The 17,737-nt window shown below is 58.9% G+C and carries 18 protein-coding genes and 1 rRNA gene; 9 read left to right on the top strand and 10 right to left on the bottom strand.

Going from position 1 to position 17,737, the window contains the following annotated elements; translation table 11 throughout:
- Window positions 1–105: 105 nt before the first annotated feature.
- Window positions 106–2,013, bottom strand: a complete 1,908-nt coding sequence (gene estP, locus AD659_RS25100) for an esterase EstP (protein ID WP_053125899.1) — start codon at window positions 2,011–2,013, stop codon at window positions 106–108.
- A gap of 410 nt (window positions 2,014–2,423) precedes the next feature.
- Here estP and AD659_RS25095 point away from each other — a divergent pair, with 410 nt between their 5' ends.
- From AD659_RS25095 to AD659_RS25080, 4 genes are read left to right on the top strand one after another with little or no spacing between them, the layout of a single operon-like run.
- Complete coding sequence (locus AD659_RS25095) at window positions 2,424–3,017, top strand: aminodeoxychorismate/anthranilate synthase component II (protein ID WP_053125897.1); 594 nt, start codon at window positions 2,424–2,426, stop codon at window positions 3,015–3,017.
- 9 nt (window positions 3,018–3,026) lie between these two features.
- Complete coding sequence (gene trpD, locus AD659_RS25090; protein WP_053125896.1) at window positions 3,027–4,076, top strand: anthranilate phosphoribosyltransferase; 1,050 nt, start codon at window positions 3,027–3,029, stop codon at window positions 4,074–4,076.
- Window positions 4,073–4,909 carry an indole-3-glycerol phosphate synthase TrpC gene (gene trpC, locus AD659_RS25085; protein WP_053125895.1) on the top strand — a complete coding sequence of 279 codons (837 nt, stop codon included), beginning with the start codon at window positions 4,073–4,075 and terminating at the stop codon, window positions 4,907–4,909. The genes trpD and trpC overlap by 4 nt, the downstream gene beginning before the upstream one ends.
- Before the next feature lie 3 nt (window positions 4,910–4,912).
- Entirely contained in the window at window positions 4,913–5,614 is a 702-nt protein-coding gene (locus AD659_RS25080) for a lipoate--protein ligase family protein (RefSeq protein WP_053125894.1), read from the top strand.
- Here AD659_RS25080 and crp read toward each other — a convergent pair.
- Entirely contained in the window at window positions 5,611–6,255 is a 645-nt protein-coding gene (gene crp, locus AD659_RS25075; RefSeq protein ID WP_053125892.1) for a cAMP-activated global transcriptional regulator CRP, read from the bottom strand. The two genes, AD659_RS25080 and crp, sit on opposite strands and share 4 nt — an antisense overlap.
- Before the next feature lie 235 nt (window positions 6,256–6,490).
- On the opposite strand from crp, the gene AD659_RS25070 reads away from it, so the two are divergent.
- Window positions 6,491–6,913, top strand: coding sequence for an OsmC family protein (locus AD659_RS25070; RefSeq protein ID WP_003206127.1), 423 nt, complete (start codon window positions 6,491–6,493; stop codon window positions 6,911–6,913).
- Window positions 6,914–7,024: 111 nt separating this feature from the next.
- Here the strand turns inward: AD659_RS25070 and coq7 are convergent, their stop codons facing one another.
- The 6 genes from coq7 to hemJ all read right to left on the bottom strand — a co-directional run bounded on the left by coq7 (window position 7,025) and on the right by hemJ (window position 11,469).
- Complete coding sequence (coq7, locus tag AD659_RS25065; protein ID WP_053125891.1) at window positions 7,025–7,672, bottom strand: 2-polyprenyl-3-methyl-6-methoxy-1,4-benzoquinone monooxygenase; 648 nt, start codon at window positions 7,670–7,672, stop codon at window positions 7,025–7,027.
- Window positions 7,673–7,747: 75 nt separating this feature from the next.
- Window positions 7,748–8,086: a histidine triad nucleotide-binding protein gene (locus tag AD659_RS25060; protein WP_053125889.1), complete on the bottom strand. Its 339-nt coding sequence runs from the start codon at window positions 8,084–8,086 to the stop codon at window positions 7,748–7,750.
- 82 nt (window positions 8,087–8,168) lie between these two features.
- Window positions 8,169–8,957, bottom strand: a complete 789-nt coding sequence (locus tag AD659_RS25055) for an SDR family NAD(P)-dependent oxidoreductase (RefSeq protein WP_053125887.1) — start codon at window positions 8,955–8,957, stop codon at window positions 8,169–8,171.
- Window positions 8,958–9,019: 62 nt separating this feature from the next.
- Complete coding sequence (locus AD659_RS25050; RefSeq protein WP_053125885.1) at window positions 9,020–9,982, bottom strand: DUF805 domain-containing protein; 963 nt, start codon at window positions 9,980–9,982, stop codon at window positions 9,020–9,022.
- 51 nt (window positions 9,983–10,033) lie between these two features.
- Window positions 10,034–11,002, bottom strand: a complete 969-nt coding sequence (locus AD659_RS25045; RefSeq protein WP_053125883.1) for an NAD(P)H-dependent flavin oxidoreductase — start codon at window positions 11,000–11,002, stop codon at window positions 10,034–10,036.
- Between the two features lie 35 nt (window positions 11,003–11,037).
- Window positions 11,038–11,469: a protoporphyrinogen oxidase HemJ gene (gene hemJ / locus AD659_RS25040; RefSeq protein WP_039590834.1), complete on the bottom strand. Its 432-nt coding sequence runs from the start codon at window positions 11,467–11,469 to the stop codon at window positions 11,038–11,040.
- A 135-nt stretch (window positions 11,470–11,604) separates the two neighbouring features.
- Between hemJ and argC the strand changes: the two genes are divergently transcribed.
- Together argC and erpA are read left to right on the top strand one after the other, a co-directional pair.
- On the top strand, window positions 11,605–12,639 hold the full coding sequence (gene argC, locus AD659_RS25035) for an N-acetyl-gamma-glutamyl-phosphate reductase (protein ID WP_053125882.1): 1,035 nt from the start codon (window positions 11,605–11,607) through the stop codon (window positions 12,637–12,639).
- A 128-nt stretch (window positions 12,640–12,767) separates the two neighbouring features.
- Window positions 12,768–13,118, top strand: a complete 351-nt coding sequence (erpA, locus tag AD659_RS25030) for an iron-sulfur cluster insertion protein ErpA (RefSeq protein ID WP_003177727.1) — start codon at window positions 12,768–12,770, stop codon at window positions 13,116–13,118.
- A 71-nt stretch (window positions 13,119–13,189) separates the two neighbouring features.
- Here the strand turns inward: erpA and AD659_RS25025 are convergent, their stop codons facing one another.
- Window positions 13,190–14,281, bottom strand: a complete 1,092-nt coding sequence (locus AD659_RS25025; protein WP_053125880.1) for an anhydro-N-acetylmuramic acid kinase — start codon at window positions 14,279–14,281, stop codon at window positions 13,190–13,192.
- A 3-nt stretch (window positions 14,282–14,284) separates the two neighbouring features.
- Window positions 14,285–15,703 carry a peptidoglycan DD-metalloendopeptidase family protein gene (locus AD659_RS25020; protein ID WP_053125878.1) on the bottom strand — a complete coding sequence of 473 codons (1,419 nt, stop codon included), beginning with the start codon at window positions 15,701–15,703 and terminating at the stop codon, window positions 14,285–14,287.
- A gap of 212 nt (window positions 15,704–15,915) precedes the next feature.
- On the opposite strand from AD659_RS25020, the gene tyrS reads away from it, so the two are divergent.
- A complete protein-coding gene (tyrS, locus tag AD659_RS25015; protein ID WP_053125876.1) occupies window positions 15,916–17,115 on the top strand; it encodes a tyrosine--tRNA ligase in 1,200 nt (399 codons plus the stop codon).
- A gap of 550 nt (window positions 17,116–17,665) precedes the next feature.
- Window positions 17,666–17,737, top strand: a 16S ribosomal RNA gene (locus AD659_RS30090); the annotation flags it as partial.

Genomic DNA, 17,737 nt, shown 5'->3' with positions numbered 1-17,737 from the left:
GCGAAGCGGGCCCATCACATTGATGCGACTGCTGCGCAGTCGAGCGGGAGCAAGCTCCCTCGCCACAGGTCCTTCAGGCAACTCCCTCCCACAGGGATTACACAATCAGAAGTCCAGGCTGACCCCCAGGCTCACCCCTTGCTGGGTCATGTCGTCATCCTTGCGCAACGTATAACCGCCCCGCAGCGCCAGGTCCTGGGTCAACTTGTGGCTGACCCCCAGGCTCAGGCGATTCAGGTGGCTTTGTGGCGTGTAGCCTTCCAGCGTGAAGTCATTGGCCGGCAGGCTGTTGAGGGCGATGTTGACCTTTTGCGTGTCGTCTTCGTACTCGCGTTCGTGGGCATATTCACCAAACACCTGGGTCTGGCGGGTGATGTTGTATTTGCCCTGCAAGCCAATGCCCAGGCGTTTCGAGTCGCGGGTCTGGTCATCGAAGGTCAGGGCCGTGGAGCGGTTGCTCTTTTCCGAGTAGCCATCCACTTCGACCTTCGCATAATCAGCGCTGACAAACGGCGAGAGGTGCCATTCACTGCCCGGCTGGGCGATGTCGTAGCCCACCCGCGTGCTGAATGCCCATAGATGGCCATCCGTGTCGCCTTTCTCCTGCGCTTCGTTGACGCCCAGGTCGAACTTGCGTTCCAGGTTGTCGTAATCGAGCTTGCCACCGGTCAGCGCCGCATCGGCCCACCAGCGGTTTTGCTGGAACTGGGCGAAAGCGGTGGCCAGGTAGCTGTTGAGCTTGTACGTCGAATCGTTATCGCCAGCGTCCATGTCCTGGCGATAGAAACCGGCGGCGACACCCACGCGCCAAGCTTCGTTGAGGCGATAGCTGCCGCCCACGTTGAGGCTGTAGCCACTGCCGTCGGCGCTGGCGCCGCTGTCTTGGCTGTCCATGTCCAGATGTTGGCCGCCACCGGCGACGATGGCTCGCCATTGGCCGACCGCCTGCCAGTCCTCCCAGTCCGATTGCCATTGGCTGCGCAGTTCATCCTGGTGTGCACGCAGCGTCGAGTGGGCCATTTCCGGCAGCAACGTCAGTTCCCATGGCGCCGCGAGTAGGGAAAAGGCGTAGTCGGCGATCAGTTTCTGTCCGGTTTCGGTGGGGTGAACCGCGTCGTTGTAGATCAGCTTGGTGGGATCCGGCGTGGCACTGTTGATGCCATAGGTGGCGTTTTCCGTACAGCCATTGCCACTGAAGCAGGTCGCGGTGAGGTTCTCGCCAGTGGCGAGGCCGAACCTTGCCGGGTCGGCGAAACTTTCCTTCAGCAAAAGAGGAATGTTCAGCGGAATGATCTCGGCGTCGATGCCTTGCAGTCGCGTGATCAACTGCTGGTTGAACTGGTTGCCCAGTTGCGAAAAGGTGTCCTGCAAGGGGCCGCCGTTGAGGGCCGGGGTCAGGCCCAGGTCGGGCAACAGCCAGACCATCACATAGCGGGCACCGGCCGTTTGCAGCACCTGGACGCTGTCGGCCAGCCGGTCGGCGGCGGCGTTCGCTTGCGCGGTGTTCAATACCCGGCCTTGAAGGAAGTCGTTACCACCACCGGAAAGGTAATACAGCGCATTTGGATCGGCGCGCAGACCGTTGGATTGCAAGTAGCCAGGACGGCTGCGCTCGCCGGTGTCGGATACGCCGGTAATCGATTCGAGGATCTGGTCGGTACGATAACCGCCCACTGCCCAGTTGTTGCCGTCAGCCAGCCCCTCGTTGGCGCGTACCGCCGAAGTGGAGGCAGCAGTCTCGTCGGCGGAATAGCCCAGGCGCCCACCAAGCAATTGGGTGGAGTTGGCCGAATAGGCTTCGCCGCTGCCGTCGGTGTAGATCGGACCGGTTCGGTTGGTATAGCGCTCGGTCGAACCGGGCGGGCCGTTCGGGTCGGCGAACTGGCCGGCGTCGTTGAGGCTGTCGCCGAATACGATGAACTTGGAGTACGGGTTGGGGCCGGCGCTCGCCTGGGTGCAGGCCATCGCCAGCAGGCAGCTGGCAATCGGTACGAACAGCGTCTTCTTTATCATGGGAAAGTCCGTTTTTATCTTATTGTTGTTAGAAAACGAAACGACAGTACCAAAAACTTCCGGCGTTTTGCCATCTATCCGGAACGTCGCGATTGTTTCAAAGCCCTTCGGGATCGGTCATATTGCGTGCTCCGCCCAGCTAAGCTACTGTGCCGGGACGTATGAACGAGACTTCCCCTGTGTCGATTGTCAGCAAACTTCTGGATCAAATGATCAAGGCACACGCCCGTTGGCGTTGGCGCGCCTGAACAATCTCCGCCGGCCTCGCCGGACCTGTACCGATTTGCCTTCTTTACCCGCTGTAGAACCGCTTCGCCGGGGCATCAATCGCCTCGCCAAGCGCAGCAGCGTGCGGGTCACTCTCTGAAGGCTGTGTTTAAAGTCAGTGAATTCAATAGGTTGCTTACGCCATGTTGCTGATGATCGATAACTACGACTCTTTTACCTACAACGTTGTGCAATACCTCGGCGAGCTGGGCTCCGAGGTCAAGGTCGTGCGCAACGACGAACTGACCATCGCCGAAATCGAAGCCCTCAAGCCTGAGCGCATCGTGGTTTCGCCTGGCCCGTGCACGCCGACCGAAGCGGGCATTTCCATCGACGCTATCAAGTACTTCGCTGGCAAGCTGCCAATCCTGGGCGTCTGCCTGGGGCATCAGTCGATCGGCCAGGCGTTCGGTGGCGATGTCGTGCGCGCCCGACAAGTCATGCACGGTAAGACTAGCCCGGTATTCCACGAGGACAAGGGCGTGTTCGCGGGACTGAATCGTCCGCTCACTGTCACCCGCTACCACTCCTTGATCGTCAAGCGCGAAACGCTGCCTGACTGCCTGGAGTTGACGGCCTGGACCCAGCTGGAAGACGGCTCCGTCGATGAAATCATGGGGCTGCGCCACAAGACGTTGAACATCGAGGGTGTGCAATTCCATCCCGAGTCTATTCTCACCGAACAGGGCCACGAGCTGTTCGCCAACTTCCTCAAACAAACCGGCGGCACGCGCTAAGGACTTTTCATGGATATCAAGACAGCCCTGAGCCGTATCGTCGGCCATCTCGACCTGAGCACCGACGAGATGCGCGACGTGATGCGCGAAATCATGACCGGCCAATGCACGGATGCGCAGATCGGCGCGTTCATGATGGCCATGCGCATGAAAAGCGAGAGCATCGATGAGATCGTCGGTGCCGTGTCGGCGATGCGTGAGCTGGCGGACAAGGTCGAACTCAAGACCCTCGACGGCGTGGTTGATGTGGTCGGCACCGGTGGTGACGGCGCCAATATCTTCAACGTATCCACCGCCTCGTCGTTTGTCGTGGCGGCGGCCGGTTGCACCGTTGCCAAGCACGGCAACCGCGCGGTCTCCGGCAAGAGCGGCAGTGCCGATCTGCTGGAGGCCGCCGGCATCTACCTGAACCTGACGCCGATTCAAGTGGCGCGCTGCATCGACAATGTTGGCATTGGTTTCATGTTTGCCCAGACCCACCACAGTGCCATGAAGCACGCCGCCGCGCCGCGCCGTGACCTGGGGCTGCGTACGTTGTTCAACATGCTCGGCCCGCTTACGAATCCGGCCGGCGTGAAGCATCAGGTGGTGGGGGTGTTCAGCCAGGCGTTGTGCCGGCCGTTGGCCGAAGTCCTGCAGCGCCTGGGCAGCAAGCACGTGCTGGTGGTCCACTCGAAGGATGGCCTGGATGAATTCAGCCTGGCGGCGCCGACATTCGTGGCCGAACTAAAAAATGATCAGATCAGCGAGTATTGGGTCGAACCTGAAGACCTCGGAATGAAAAGCCAGAGCTTGCACGGCCTGGCGGTCGATGGCCCGGCCCAGTCGCTGGAGTTGATCCGCGATGCCTTGGGGCGTCGCAAGACCGAGAATGGCCAGAAAGCCGCTGAGATGATCGTGCTCAATGCCGGTGCCGCGTTGTACGCCGCCGACCACGCCAGCAGCCTCAAGCAAGGCGTGGAACTGGCCCATGATGCACTGCACACCGGCCTGGCCAGGGAAAAACTCGAAGAGTTGGGTGCATTTACCGCCGTATTCAAAGTGGAGAACGAAGGATGAGCGTGCCAACGGTTCTGGAAAACATTCTGGCTCGCAAGGCCCAGGAAGTGGCTGAGCGCCGCGCGCGCGTCAGTCTGGCCGAGCTGGAGAACCTGGCGCGTTCAGCGGATGCGCCACGCGGTTTTGCCCAGGCACTGATCGATCAGGCCAAGAAAAAACAGCCGGCGGTAATTGCCGAAATCAAGAAGGCTTCCCCTAGCAAGGGCGTGATTCGTGAACACTTCGTTCCGGCCGACATTGCTCGCAGCTACGAGAAAGGCGGCGCGACCTGCCTCTCGGTGTTGACCGACGTCGACTTTTTCCAGGGGGCCGATGAATACCTGAAGCAGGCGCGGGCGGCGTGCAAGTTGCCGGTGATCCGCAAGGATTTCATGATCGACCCATACCAGATCGTCGAGGCTCGAGCGCTGGGCGCCGATTGCGTGCTGTTGATCGTGTCCGCCCTGGACGACGTGAAAATGGCCGAGCTGGCGGCCGTTGCCAAAGGCGTCGGGCTGGATGTCCTGGTGGAAGTCCACGATGGCGACGAGTTGGAGCGAGCCCTGAAAACCCTCGATACCAAACTGGTCGGCGTTAACAACCGCAACCTGCACACCTTTGAAGTGAGCCTGGAAACCACCCTGGACCTGTTGCCACGCATTCCGCGTGATCGCCTGGTCATCACCGAAAGCGGCATCCTCAACCGCGCCGACGTCGAGTTGATGGAGGTCAGTGATGTGTACTCGTTCCTGGTGGGCGAGGCGTTCATGCGGGCCGAGAACCCGGGTACGGAATTGCAGCGACTGTTCTTTCCTGAACGAGGCCTGCCGGTGAGCGGCTCGACGCTGGACTGACCCATGTCGCCTGTGATTTCCCTGACCGTCGAAGCTGGCCTGCAAGCCGAACAGGACCTGTTGGCCAACGTCTGCGGGGGGGACGCCGAGTTCGGCCTGCTGTTCTGGCAGCCCAATGATCGTGCGCTGGTCATGCCGCGCCGCTTGAGTCGGCTGCCAGGCTTCGAACACGCCTGTGAAGTGTCGGCTACCCATGGCTGGCCAGTGCTGCTGCGCGAAACCGGCGGTGAGCCGGTGCCGCAGTCGGCCGCTACCGTCAATATCGCCCTGGTCTACGCGCCACCGCGCAGCGAAGGCGATCACGGCCGCATCGAAACCGGATACCGCCGGCTGTGCGACCCCATCTGCCAGTTGTTGGATGAATTGGGCGGGGTGGCTTCGCTGGGAGAAGTGGAAGGGGCTTTCTGTGACGGGCGCTTCAACGTCAACCTCGACGGTCGGAAAATGGTCGGCACCGCTCAGCGCTGGCGCCAGAGCAAGGGTGGTCAACGTCCGGTAGGCCTGGTTCATGGCGCGCTGTTGCTGGAGAACGAGCGCGGATCCATGGTCGCGGCGGTCAATCGCTTCAATGAAGCGTGTGGCCTGGAACAACGAGTGCGTGCCGAGAGCCACATCGCCTTGCATGAAAAATTCCCAGCGCCTCACGCACTGGAGCGACTCGCGGCGCTGTACCGGGAACTGCTGGCCCAACTGCTGGGGGCTTAACGCGTTCCGAATACCACCATGGTCTTGCCTTTGACGCTGACCAGGTTGCGTTCTTCCAGGTCCTTGAGTACGCGGCCGACCATTTCACGCGAGCAACCGACAATCCGGCCAATCTCTTGGCGGGTCACTTTGATCTGCATGCCGTCCGGGTGGGTCATGGCGTCGGGCTGTTTGCACAGTTCCAGCAGGCAACGTGCGACACGTCCGGTGACGTCGAAAAACGCGAGATCGCCGACCTTGCGAGTGGTATTGCGCAGGCGTTGTGCGATTTGTCCGCTGAGGACGTAAAGAATGTCCGGGTCTTGCAGGGACAGCTCTCGAAATTTGGTGTAGCTGATTTCCGCAACTTCACATTCAATCTTGGTCCGCACCCAGGCGCTGCGTTCCTGTTCCTTGCCCGCCTGTTCGAACAACCCCAGCTCGCCGAAGAAATCTCCGGAGTTGAGGTAGGCGATGATCATTTCCCGACCGTCATCATCTTCTATCAGGATAGTGACCGAGCCCTTGATGATGAAAAACAGCGTCTCGGAACGATCCCCTGCACAAATGATGTTGTGTTTGGCTGGATAGCGGCGACGCTGACAATGCATCAAGAGTTTGTCGAGATTTTTGATCTTGAACGTGGGAGTAATGGCAACCATGGTTGTATCCCGAAAGACTGCGCGGTGTAGTGGTTTGGTTTTTTTATGGAGGCGAATAGCTATCGCTAAAAGCTGGCCATACGCCAGCGATTTGGCGCCAGCTTAACAGAGGCGTCCTTAATAGATTCGAGAATTTACCTACAGGCTGACAGGACGGGTTTCCTAAGACAGAGAGCGGGCATGGCGAAGTGCTGTGCTAAGCTGGCGACCCTTTTTTAACAGTGGAGTCTTGGCGATGAAGGCACGCATCCAATGGGCTGGCGAAGCCATGTTCCTCGGTGAATCAGGCAGTGGTCATGTGGTCGTCATGGACGGCCCGCCAGAGGCTGGTGGCCGGAACCTGGGTGTTCGGCCGATGGAAATGCTCCTGCTGGGCGTAGGCGGTTGCAGCAACTTCGACGTGGTCAGCATTCTCAAGAAGTCCCGCCAGGCCGTTGAAAGCTGTGAAGCGTTCCTGGAAGCGGAGCGTGCCACCGAGGACCCAAAGGTCTTTACCAAGATCCACATGCACTTCGTGGTGAAGGGGCGCGCCTTGAAGGAAGCCCAGGTCAAACGCGCTATTGAGCTGTCCGCCGAGAAATACTGCTCGGCGTCGATCATGCTCGGCGCCGCCGGGGTCGAAATCACCCACGATTATGAAATCATCGAGTTGGGTTGAGTCGAATCTTGCCGTATTGAGATTCCGGGTAAAGAAAAGGCGACTTCCGCTGGAAGTCGCCTTTTTTATGGGCGGGTCGATGAGGAGGGGAGAACCAGTCCCCAATCGCCATCAAATCCGATAAGTGCTCTTGGTCATGACCTTGGCCAGCAGGCTCATGCCGAACTTCACCGGGGCCGGGAAACGGAAGCCACCGGCGTCAAGCGCACTTTCGGCATGGTGTTCTTCATCCACGCGCATCTGCTCAAGGATTGCCCGGGACTTTTCATCCTCGGCCGGCAGTTGCTCCAGATGTTCATTCAGGTGCTTGCAAACTTGATGTTCGGTCGCGGCAACGAAGCCGAGGCTGACTTTGTCGCTGATCAGCCCGGCGACGGCGCCGATCCCGAATGACATCCCATAGAACAGTGGGTTGAGGACACTGGTATGGCTGCCCAGTTGGCGAATGCGTTGTTCGCACCAAACCAAGTGATCGACTTCTTCCTCGGCGGCGTGCTCCATTGCCTCACGCACCTGGGGCAGTTTCGCGGTCAGCGCCTGGCCCTGATACAGCGCCTGGGCACAGACTTCGCCGGTGTGGTTGATACGCATCAATCCGGCAACGTGGCGGGTTTGCTCGTCACTCAGTTGCGCGTCCGGTTGCACGATGGCCGGTGATGGACGGTACGGCTGGCCACTGAAGGGCAGCAGGGTGCGCATCGCGGTATCGGCTTGCAGCAACAGGCGGTCAATCGGCGAGTAGTGACGTTGGGTAGTCATGCTTACCTCCGGGAAAAATCACAGCGGCCAGTTTAACCCAATCGGCCGCCGAAGATTTGCGTTGGGTCAGGGGTATCAGCCCGGCGGCCAGTTCATCTGGCGCTGACCCAACACATGCATATGAATGTGATAGACCGTCTGCCCGCCCAGTTCATTGCAATTCATCACTACGCGAAAACCTTCGTCACAACCCAACTCCAGCGCCAGGCGCTGGGCAGTGAACAGAATGTGCCCGGCCAGGCCTTTGTCTTCTTCGGTCAGGTCATTGAGTGTGCGAATCGGTTTCTTCGGAATGACCAGAAAATGCACGGGCGCCTGTGGGGCGATGTCGTGGAAGGCCAGTACCTGGTCATCCTCGTAAATGATCTTCGCCGGGATTTCCCGGTTGATGATCTTGGTAAACAGAGTATCCACAGCTGTTTTCTCCGTTGGGTTCGTTGAGGTCGAGTGTCTTGAAGGCCTCGGTTGAGGCGCCTTGGTTGTTCGGCTTGGGACGTCAGCGCGGGCAGTAAGCCTTGTTGACCATGCCGGCGATGGTCCGGACCAGCCATCGCGACCCCAACCGCGGCAGTGTGGCCAGCCAGCGGTTGCGGCGTCCGGGAATGATGATGGCGCGGTTCTTGTCCAGTGCACGCACGGCATACAGGGCAACTTCTTCCGGGCTCATCAGCGACTTGCGGTCGATGAGTTTCTGTTCGTCCATCTGCGCCGCGGAGAAAAAACCGGTTCGGGTCGGACCAGGACAAAGCACCGAGACCTTGATCGCGCATTTCTTCAGCTCAACCCGCAGGGCTTCGGAGAAGTGCAGCACATAGGCCTTACTGGCGTGGTAGGTGCTCATCCAGGGGCCGGGCTGGAACGCGGCGATCGAGGCAACGTTGAGGATCTGGCCGCCGCCAAGCAGCGCCATGCTGTTGCCGATGGCGTGACAAAGCCGTGTCAGGGCGAGGATGTTGACTTCGATCAGGTCCTGCTCGGTCATCCAGTCCTGGCCCAGGAACGGCCCGCTGGTGCCAATGCCAGCACAATTGACCAGCAGGTCGATCTGCCGTTCACCTTCCTCCAGTTCCAGCAAAAAGCCCGAAAGCCTCAGCGGTTCGCCCAAGTCGCAAGCCCGGAACAATACTTCCACGCCAAACCGCTGAGTCAGTTCGATTGCAATACTTTCCAGCCGATCACGTTGTCGAGCCACCAGTATCAGGTTGCGGCCGCGCCGGGCCAGCGCTTCGGCCATGGCCAGGCCAATGCCGCTGGAAGCGCCAGTGATCAGAGCGTAACGGGTCATGCAGTTCTCCATCGCAACAGCCCGCCGCCAGATGACTGGGCTGTCACCGGCATGAAGCGCGCTTATTGTTCCTCTTCTTCATAGTCTACAGAAGGCGGAGCGGGCTCGGCTGCCTCGGCGGCGGGCTCTTCAGCGGTTTCGCTGCTGGACTCGCTGCTTTCATAGCTGCTCAGGGTGCTGCTGTCGTAGTCCTCTTGGAGGGCGCCGAAGATACCGGCGAACGTGGCCAGGAAAATCAAGACGATCATCACCAGCCAGAGCGAGGCCAACAGCTTGACCGCCGTGGTATTGCGCGGCGGTGGCGGGCCGTACTGGTTTGCGCCGGTATTGCCCGGCGCGATGATGAGGATGAACGGGAAGATGCTGCCCACGAAGGGAACGAGGTTGATCAGCCACAACCACCCCGACCAGCCGAGATCATGCAGGCGCTGGACGTTGAACTGGATGCTCACGAAGGCAAAGGCAAGCACGACGACTGCGGCGAGCAAACCGCCGACGATAAGTCCCGCGATAGAGTCGGAAGCCAGCAGCCAGGCCGTGGCCAGCCAGAAGCCCACGCCGACCAAGGGCAGTAGGGCCAGGGTCAGCACCATGGTCCAGGCCAGGTAGCGCAGGCGCCCGATACGCCCTTCGAAGCTGAAGGGCTTGAGGGTGCTGTACTCGGCAAGCGCTTCACCGACTTCGGCGCGGGGAGGCGCGTAGGGCGAGGCGGGCTCGACGATCGAATCGGGGTGGCGTCCACTCGGTTGCCGTGGCGCGTCCTGTACTTCGCCAAGGTTCAATTGAACGGTGGGTTCGGCTTCGATCCTGGCATCGATTCCGCTTTTGTTGAGCGCTTCCAGGTACTGCTGCGCCTCGTTCTGGGACAGGTTGCTTTTAAGGGCGACCTTACGACCGGTGAACAGCCGTTCAATAGCGCTGACATCGCTTTTGAACAGCTCGGCGAGGTTGAGTTTGGCGGTGGTGGTATCGACGCCCGGCATCAGGCCGCCGTCGAACACGATGTTGAAACGGGTTTCGCTCATGCCCGGCATCCTTGTCTCTGTAAGTTAAGTAGTTGTTTTGTTGGGGCTGGTTCAGCGTGGCCATTGCCCGCCAAGCTGCGCCGCCCGGGCTTGTGCCTGGCGGTATTCTTCATCCAGGCGCGCCACCAACTGATCGACGCTGGGCAAATCATCGATTTCACCCACGCCCTGGCCAGCGGACCATACGGTTTTCCAGGCCTTGGCTTCATCGTTCAGTGGTTTGAGTTTCGAGCCAAAATCCACCTCGCCTCTGTTCTGCAGGGCGGCGAGATCGAAACCGGCGTTCTCCAGGCTCTGGCGCATGAAACTGGCCGGCACTCCGGATACAGCGGGAGTATGCACGATGTCTGCGGCTCTGGATGTGAGCAACATCTCTTTATAAGCGTCAGGTGCGTGGCTTTCGTTTGTACCGATAAAGCGCGTACCAAAATAGGCCAGGTCCGCGCCGAGCAATTGTGCGGCCAGGATCTGATGACCGTGGTTCAGGCATCCTGCAAGTAGCAGGGTCTTATCGAAAAACTGGCGGATCTCGGCAATCAGTGAAAACGGGCTCCAGGTCCCGGCGTGCCCGCCTGCGCCAGCGGCTACGGCGATCAAGCCATCGACGCCGGCTTCGGCGGCTTTCTCGGCATGACGCCGGGTGGTTACGTCATGGAACACCAGGCCGCCGTAGCCATGAACCGCGTCCACCAGCTCCTTCACCGCGCCCAGGCTGGTGATGACAATCGGCACCTTATGCTCGATGCAGATGGCCAGGTCGGCTTGAAGCCGTGGGTTGCTGTGATGGACGATCAGGTTTACCGCGTAGGGCGCCGGGTTTTCCAAGGTCGCCAGGCCTGCTTCGATTTCTTCCAGCCAGGCCTTGAAGCCGCTGCTTTCACGCTGGTTCAATGCTGGAAAGCTGCCGACGATGCCATTGCGGCAGCAGGCCAGCACCAGTTGTGGGTTGGAAATCAGGAACATGGGGGCCGCCACGACGGGCAGGCGCAAGCGCTGTTCAAGCAGAGCGGGCAACGACATTGGAAGTACCCCGGATAATGAAGGCTGATTGGAGATTAGAACGGTCGGACGACGACCAGAATTACGATAGCCAGCAATATCAGAACCGGCACCTCATTGAACCAGCGATAAAAGACATGGCTGCGGGTGTTTTCGCCACGGGCGAAGCGCTTCACCTGAGCGCCGCACATATGGTGGTAGCCGATCAGCAGCACGACCAGGGTCAACTTGGCGTGCATCCAGCCTCCCTGGGTGAAGTAGGCGCTGGCGTTGAGGCTGAGTAGCCAGATACCGAATACCAGGGTGGCAATCATCGCCGGGCCCATGATGCCGCGGTACAACTTGCGCTCCATGACGCTGAAACGTTCTTTGCTGACGCTGTCCTCGCTTTGGGCGTGATAGACAAACAGGCGGGGCAGGTAGAACAGGCCGGCGAACCAGCAAACCATGCTGACAATGTGAAGTGCTTTGAGCCACAGATAGAGCATTTTTAGTTATTCCAGAAATTCACGGTAGCCCGATAGTAGAGGTTGGAGCGGCCACACGTCACCTTGACGGTTGTCGCCACGCCCTGCGGCCCCTATCATCGACGGCTTTCCAGTGGGTTCGTTGAGGGCAGGTTTATGGTCAAGGTCGGTATCGTCGGCGGCACGGGTTACACCGGTGTCGAACTGCTGCGTCTGCTGGCGCAGCATCCGCAGGCTGAGGTGGTGGTCATTACCTCCCGATCCGAGGCCGGCCTGGCCGTCGCCGACATGTATCCGAACCTGCGAGGCCATTACGACGGCCTGGCGTTCAGCGTTCCGGACGTCAAGACCCTCGGCGCCTGCGATGTGGTGTTCTTCGCCACGCCCCACGGTGTCGCCCACGCCCTGGCCGGCGAACTGCTGGCCGCCGGGACCAAGGTCATCGACCTGTCGGCGGACTTCCGCCTGCAGGACGCCGATGAGTGGGCCAAATGGTACGGCCAGCCCCACGGTGCGCCAGAGTTGCTCGAGGAGGCGGTCTACGGCTTGCCGGAAGTCAATCGCGAGCAAATCAAGCAGGCACGACTGATCGCCGTGCCGGGTTGCTATCCGACGGCGACACAGCTGGGGTTCCTGCCGCTGCTTGAAGCCGGTCTTGCCGATGCTTCGCGCCTGATTGCCGACTGCAAATCCGGTGTCAGCGGTGCCGGGCGTGGCGCCAGTGTCGGCTCGCTGTATTCCGAGACGTCGGAGAGCATGAAGGCGTACGCGGTCAAGGGGCATCGCCACCTGCCGGAAATTCGCCAGGGGTTGCGCCGGGCAGCGGGCAAGGACGTCGGTCTTACCTTCGTGCCGCACCTGACCCCGATGATTCGTGGTATCCATTCCACCCTGTATGCGACTGTCGTCGATCGTTCGGTGGATCTGCAGGCGCTGTTTGAAAAACGTTATGCCAACGAACCGTTCGTCGACGTGATGCCGGCTGGCAGTCATCCGGAAACCCGCAGCGTGCGCGGTGCGAACGTTTGCCGGATCGCCGTGCATCGTCCGCAGGACGGTGATCTGGTGGTGGTGTTGTCGGTCATCGACAACCTGGTCAAGGGCGCGTCCGGTCAGGCAGTGCAGAACCTGAACATCCTGTTCGGGCTGGATGAGCGCCTGGGGCTGTCCCATGCAGGGATGTTGCCTTAACAACAGCGACAAGCTTGAGGCTTGTAGCTTGCCGCTGCTCTTGTAAATAGTTGACCAATTTTCTAGGAGAAGCGGATAATGCCCGCCATCACGCATTATGGCGGCGTAAGCGCCGGGAGATATTCAGCATGAGCGTCGAAACCTTCACCCCCACGGCTTTGCAATTCACCCACGGTGCCGCGCACAAGGTGAAGAGCCTGGTCGATGAAGAGGGCAATGATCGTTTGAAGCTGCGCGTATTTGTTACGGGCGGCGGTTGTTCCGGTTTCCAGTACGGCTTCACTTTCGATGAAGAAGTGGCCGAAGACGACACCATTGTCGAGCGCGAAGGTGTCAGCCTGGTGGTCGACCCGATGAGCTTCCAGTACCTGGCAGGTGCCGAGGTGGATTATCAGGAAGGTCTGGAAGGCTCGCGTTTCGTGATCAAGAATCCTAACGCCACCACGACCTGTGGGTGCGGCTCTTCGTTCTCGATCTGAAGGCTTCAGTATAAAAAAAACGCCGCAGTGCCTTGGGCCCTGCGGCGTTTTTTTGTCCGTGATTATTGGATTCAGGCCGGGTAGATGGCGCCGAGTACGCGCAGGCCACGGGCGCCCGTGACACTTGGGCGGTTACCTGGAATACCTTCAAGGCAGCAATGGGCGAGCCAGGCGAACGCCATGGCTTCTACCCAGTCCGGATCCACTCCATATGCCGCCGTGCTGCTGACGGTGGCCTCTGGCAGCAATTCGGCCAGGCGCTTCATGAACGCCTGGTTGTGCGCGCCGCCGCCGCAGACCAGCAACTCCTGAGTATTCGGCTGGGCATATTGAAGTGATTCGACGATGGTTAGGGCGGTCAGTTCGAGTAACGTCGCCTGGACGTTTTCCGGGGCGAAAGCTGGCAACTGCGACAAATGCTGGCTCAGCCATGGCAGGTTGAATACTTCACGACCGGTACTTTTCGGACCCTTGGTGACGAAGAAGGGGTCGCTGAGCAGTGCCTTGAGCAAGACTGGCTCGACTTCTCCGCTGGCGGCCCATTGGCCGTCGCGGTCGAAATGCTCGCCGCGTTGTTGATGAATCCAGGCATCGAGCAATACGTTGCCTGGGCCGCAGTCGAAACCGGCGACAGGTTTTGCGGGCTCTATCAGGCTGAGATTGCTGAAGCCACCGACATTCAGCACGGCACGATGACCGGCTCGTGCTTCGAACAATGCTTCGTGAAACGCCGGGACCAGTGGGGCGCCTTGCCCGCCAGCGGCGACATCGCGGCTGCGGAAATCGCTGACGACGGTGATCCCGGTCAATTCGCTCAACAGTGCCGGATTACCGATTTGCACAGTAAATCCACGGGCCGGTTCGTGGCGAATGGTCTGGCCGTGGCTGCCAACTGCGGTGATGTCTTCAGGCTTGAGTTTCTGCTCGTTGAGCAGGGCATGGATACCCTGTGCGGCCAGTTTTACCCAGCTTTGTTGGGCAATGGCGGAGCGGGCGATCTCATCGGGCCCGCTGCTGCACAATCCGAGCAATTCGGCGCGCAGAGCGACGGGCATGGGGATGTAGTGCGTGGCGATCAATTTGATCGCCGGGGCCAGTTCGATCAGTGCGATATCCAAGCCATCCAGGCTGGTCCCGGACATCACACCGATATAGAGCGCCATGGCTTAGCGCTTGCTCGAGGCCAGCATGGTGGCTTTCTCTTGATCCATGCGAGCCATCAAGGGTTGGCTTTGAGCCAGGAAGCGCGCGCGCTCGCCCTTGGCGATCGGATCGGCCATCGGCAATTTCTGGCCAAGTGGATCGACGTGGACGCCGTTGACCTGGAATTCATAGTGCAAGTGCGGGCCGGTGGACAGGCCGGTAGTGCCGATGTATCCGATCACCTGGCCTTGCTTGACGGTGCCGCCAGTCTTCACACCTTTGGCGAAGCCCTGCATGTGGCCATACAGCGTGCGGTAAGTGTTGCCGTGCTGGATGATCACGGTGTTGCCATAACCGCCGCGACGTCCGGCCAGCAACACCTTGCCGTCGCCGGCGGCCTTGATTGGCGTACCACGAGGGGCGGCGTAGTCGACACCTTTGTGGGCGCGAATCTTGTTCAGGATCGGATGCTTGCGACCGGCGGAGAACTTCGAGCTGATACGGGCGAAATCAACCGGTGTACGGATGAATGCCTTGCGCATGCTATTGCCGTCGGCGGTGTAGTAGCTGCTATTGCCTTGCTTGTTGGTGTAGCGCACCGCTGTGTACGTCTTGCCGCGGTTGGTGAAGCGCGCGGAGAGAATCGGGCCGTTGCCTACGCTCTTGCCATTGACCACTTTCTGCTCGTAGATGACGTCGAATTCGTCACCCTGGCGAATGTCCTGGGCGAAGTCGATGTCATAGCCGAAGACGCTGGCCATATCCATGGTCAGGCTATGGGAAAGGCCAGCGCGCGCAGCTGACTGAGACAACGAGCTGTTGATGATGCCATGGACGTAGGCCGAGCGAACGGTAGGCTTGGCGGTGATTCGGTTGAATACATAACCCTTGTCATTTTTGGTCAGGGTGATGCTTTCCAGGTCGCTCAGTTTGGTGTGCAGATTGGTCAACTGGCCGTCTGGATTGAGTTCGAATTCGAGTTTCTGGCCGCGCTGCAACTGGGTGAATTGCTTGGCTTGTTTGTCGCTGGCCAGGATTTCATGGACCGAAGTCGAGGGCAGACCGACCTTTTCGAAGAGGGTGGAAAGCGTGTCGCCCTTGGCGACAATCACTTCGCGATGGTCCGGTCCTTTCTTTTCTTCTGCAACAGGCGCTTCCACCTGAACGGCGGCCTGGGCAGTGTCTTCCGGGCTGTTTTCAATCTGTGCAAACGGAGAAGCGGCCGGTTCGTTTGTGGCTTGAACGGCTTCGGCGGCGTCTTGTTCTTGTGTCAGTTGTTCAGCAGGGCTTTCCAGTTCAAGACTCAGAGTCGTCTTTTTGGCTTCAACATCGCTGGAGGGAAACACCAGGAGCGCCAGGCTAAGGAGGGCTGCGATGCCACTGGCGGCAAGCAGGTGGGTCTTTGGGTAAAGCGGCGGCGCTTTAGACGGTTCTGTGGTCATAAGTAATTTTGGCTTTTGAAAAAATGAATTGGAAAAGATGAATGACATGATGAAGATGAAATAACTGTATAAAATATAACCAAAACCCCTGCGAAGCAAGCCCGCGAACGCTCTGTTCTGTGGATTGGCGTCCTTGCGCCTGGCAAACCTTGTATTTGGTGCGCGATCTTGTATGGTTGGGGCCCTTTGAATCTGAGCCTTACGGGTCTGTTATGAAGTCGGTTGAAGAGCAGCTAGCGCTGATCAAACGTGGTGCGGAAGAACTGTTGGTCGAGTCCGAGCTGATCGAAAAGCTCAAGCGTGGGCAGCCGCTGCGCATCAAGGCTGGTTTCGACCCGACGGCGCCCGACTTGCACCTGGGGCATACCGTGCTTATTAATAAGCTGCGCCAGTTTCAGGATCTGGGGCATCAGGTCATCTTCCTTATAGGTGACTTCACCGGGATGATCGGTGATCCAAGCGGCAAGAGTGCTACGCGGCCACCGCTGACCCGTGAGCAGGTGCTCGATAACGCCGAGACCTACAAGACTCAGGTTTTCAAGATTCTTGATCCGGCCAAGACTGAAGTGGCTTTCAATTCCACTTGGATGGATCAGATGGGGCCGGCGGATTTCATTCGCCTGACATCCCAATACACCGTGGCTCGCATGCTCGAGCGCGATGATTTCGACAAGCGCTATACAACCAACCAGCCAATCGCCATTCATGAATTCCTCTATCCGCTTGTGCAGGGCTATGACTCGGTCGCGCTGCGCGCGGACGTTGAGCTTGGTGGTACCGACCAGAAGTTCAACCTGTTGATGGGGCGTGAGCTGCAGCGTGGTTATGGTCAAGAGGCGCAGTGCATCCTGACCATGCCGTTGCTGGAGGGGTTGGATGGCGTGAAGAAGATGTCCAAATCGCTGGGTAACTACGTAGGCATCCAGGAAGCGCCGGGCGTCATGTACAGCAAACTGGTCTCCATTCCTGATGTGCTGATGTGGCGTTATTTCGAGCTGTTGAGCTTCCGGTCCATGGATGAAATCAATGCGTTCCGTGCCGATGTAGAGGCGGGGGCCAATCCGCGAGATATCAAGATCAAGCTGGCCGAAGAGATCGTTGCGCGTTTCCATGGTGAGGAGGCTGCGGCCAATGCCCATCGTGCGGCGGGTAATCGCATGAAAGATGGCGAGCTGCCGGATGATCTGCCAGAGATCGAGCTGGTTGCTGCCGAGGATATGCCAATTGCGGCGGTCCTTAATAAGGCGGGCCTGGTCAAGAATGCGGCGGTGGCTCGGGATCTCCTGGGTTCGGGCGGTGTGCGTATAGATGGTGTGGTCGTGGATCGCGCCTATATATATAAGCTGGGTTCTACTCATGTGTGCCAGGCCGGTAAGAAGGCTTTTGCACGTATTACGCTGATGTCTGCGTAAAGCTGAAAATAGGTGTTGACGGCAGATTCTGGAAGTCTATAATTCGCCCCACTTCCGGCGCAGTCGAAACGGAAAACTCCTTGAGATTCAATGAGTTAAGTAGGTTTCGAAGGGGTTGGGCTTCAGTTCATCGAAGCTTGGAAGGAGCAGGTAGAGCGGTGTTGTTTGGCTCTATTGGCGGTTCGATCTTCTCGGTCGAAAGCGGTGAAAAAGAGGTGTTGACAGCAGCGAGTAACGCTGTAGAATTCGCCTCCCGCTAACGAGAGATCGGAAGCGCAAGTGGTTGAAGTTGCAAAGGAAACTTTGAAAACTTCTTAAAATAACCGCTTGACAGATACACGGGGTGCTGTAGAATGCGCGCCTCGGTTGAGACGAAAGACTCAGCCAACCGCTCTTTAACAACTGAATCAAGCAATTCGTGTGGGTGCTTGTGGAGTCAGACTGCTAGTCAACAGATTATCAGCATCACAAGTTACTCCGCGAGAAATCAAAGATGTAACCAACGATTGCTGAGCCAAGTTTAGGGTTTTCTCAAAACCCAAAGATGTTTGAACTGAAGAGTTTGATCATGGCTCAGATTGAACGCTGGCGGCAGGCCTAACACATGCAAGTCGAGCGGTAG

Origin of the sequence: Pseudomonas thivervalensis (genome assembly GCF_001269655.1) — a bacterium.
Classification (GTDB): Bacteria; Pseudomonadota; Gammaproteobacteria; order Pseudomonadales; family Pseudomonadaceae; genus Aquipseudomonas; species Aquipseudomonas thivervalensis.
Note: the sequence above shows the minus strand (reverse complement) of the source record. Positions and strands in the feature narration are given on the sequence as shown.

Coding starts and splice junctions, on each gene's coding strand:
- erpA (WP_003177727.1), top strand. CDS start 12,768: ATGAGCGTCGAAACCTTCACCCCCACGGCTTTGCAATTCACCCACGGT.
- hemJ (WP_039590834.1), bottom strand. CDS start 11,469: ATGCTCTATCTGTGGCTCAAAGCACTTCACATTGTCAGCATGGTTTGC.
- estP (WP_053125899.1), bottom strand. CDS start 2,013: ATGATAAAGAAGACGCTGTTCGTACCGATTGCCAGCTGCCTGCTGGCG.
- tyrS (WP_053125876.1), top strand. CDS start 15,916: ATGAAGTCGGTTGAAGAGCAGCTAGCGCTGATCAAACGTGGTGCGGAA.
- AD659_RS25070 (WP_003206127.1), top strand. CDS start 6,491: ATGAAGGCACGCATCCAATGGGCTGGCGAAGCCATGTTCCTCGGTGAA.
- trpC (WP_053125895.1), top strand. CDS start 4,073: ATGAGCGTGCCAACGGTTCTGGAAAACATTCTGGCTCGCAAGGCCCAG.
- coq7 (WP_053125891.1), bottom strand. CDS start 7,672: ATGACTACCCAACGTCACTACTCGCCGATTGACCGCCTGTTGCTGCAA.
- AD659_RS25080 (WP_053125894.1), top strand. CDS start 4,913: ATGTCGCCTGTGATTTCCCTGACCGTCGAAGCTGGCCTGCAAGCCGAA.
- AD659_RS25095 (WP_053125897.1), top strand. CDS start 2,424: ATGTTGCTGATGATCGATAACTACGACTCTTTTACCTACAACGTTGTG.
- AD659_RS25055 (WP_053125887.1), bottom strand. CDS start 8,957: ATGACCCGTTACGCTCTGATCACTGGCGCTTCCAGCGGCATTGGCCTG.
- trpD (WP_053125896.1), top strand. CDS start 3,027: ATGGATATCAAGACAGCCCTGAGCCGTATCGTCGGCCATCTCGACCTG.
- AD659_RS25045 (WP_053125883.1), bottom strand. CDS start 11,002: ATGTCGTTGCCCGCTCTGCTTGAACAGCGCTTGCGCCTGCCCGTCGTG.
- AD659_RS25020 (WP_053125878.1), bottom strand. CDS start 15,703: ATGACCACAGAACCGTCTAAAGCGCCGCCGCTTTACCCAAAGACCCAC.
- AD659_RS25025 (WP_053125880.1), bottom strand. CDS start 14,281: ATGGCGCTCTATATCGGTGTGATGTCCGGGACCAGCCTGGATGGCTTG.
- AD659_RS25050 (WP_053125885.1), bottom strand. CDS start 9,982: ATGAGCGAAACCCGTTTCAACATCGTGTTCGACGGCGGCCTGATGCCG.
- crp (WP_053125892.1), bottom strand. CDS start 6,255: ATGGTTGCCATTACTCCCACGTTCAAGATCAAAAATCTCGACAAACTC.
- argC (WP_053125882.1), top strand. CDS start 11,605: ATGGTCAAGGTCGGTATCGTCGGCGGCACGGGTTACACCGGTGTCGAA.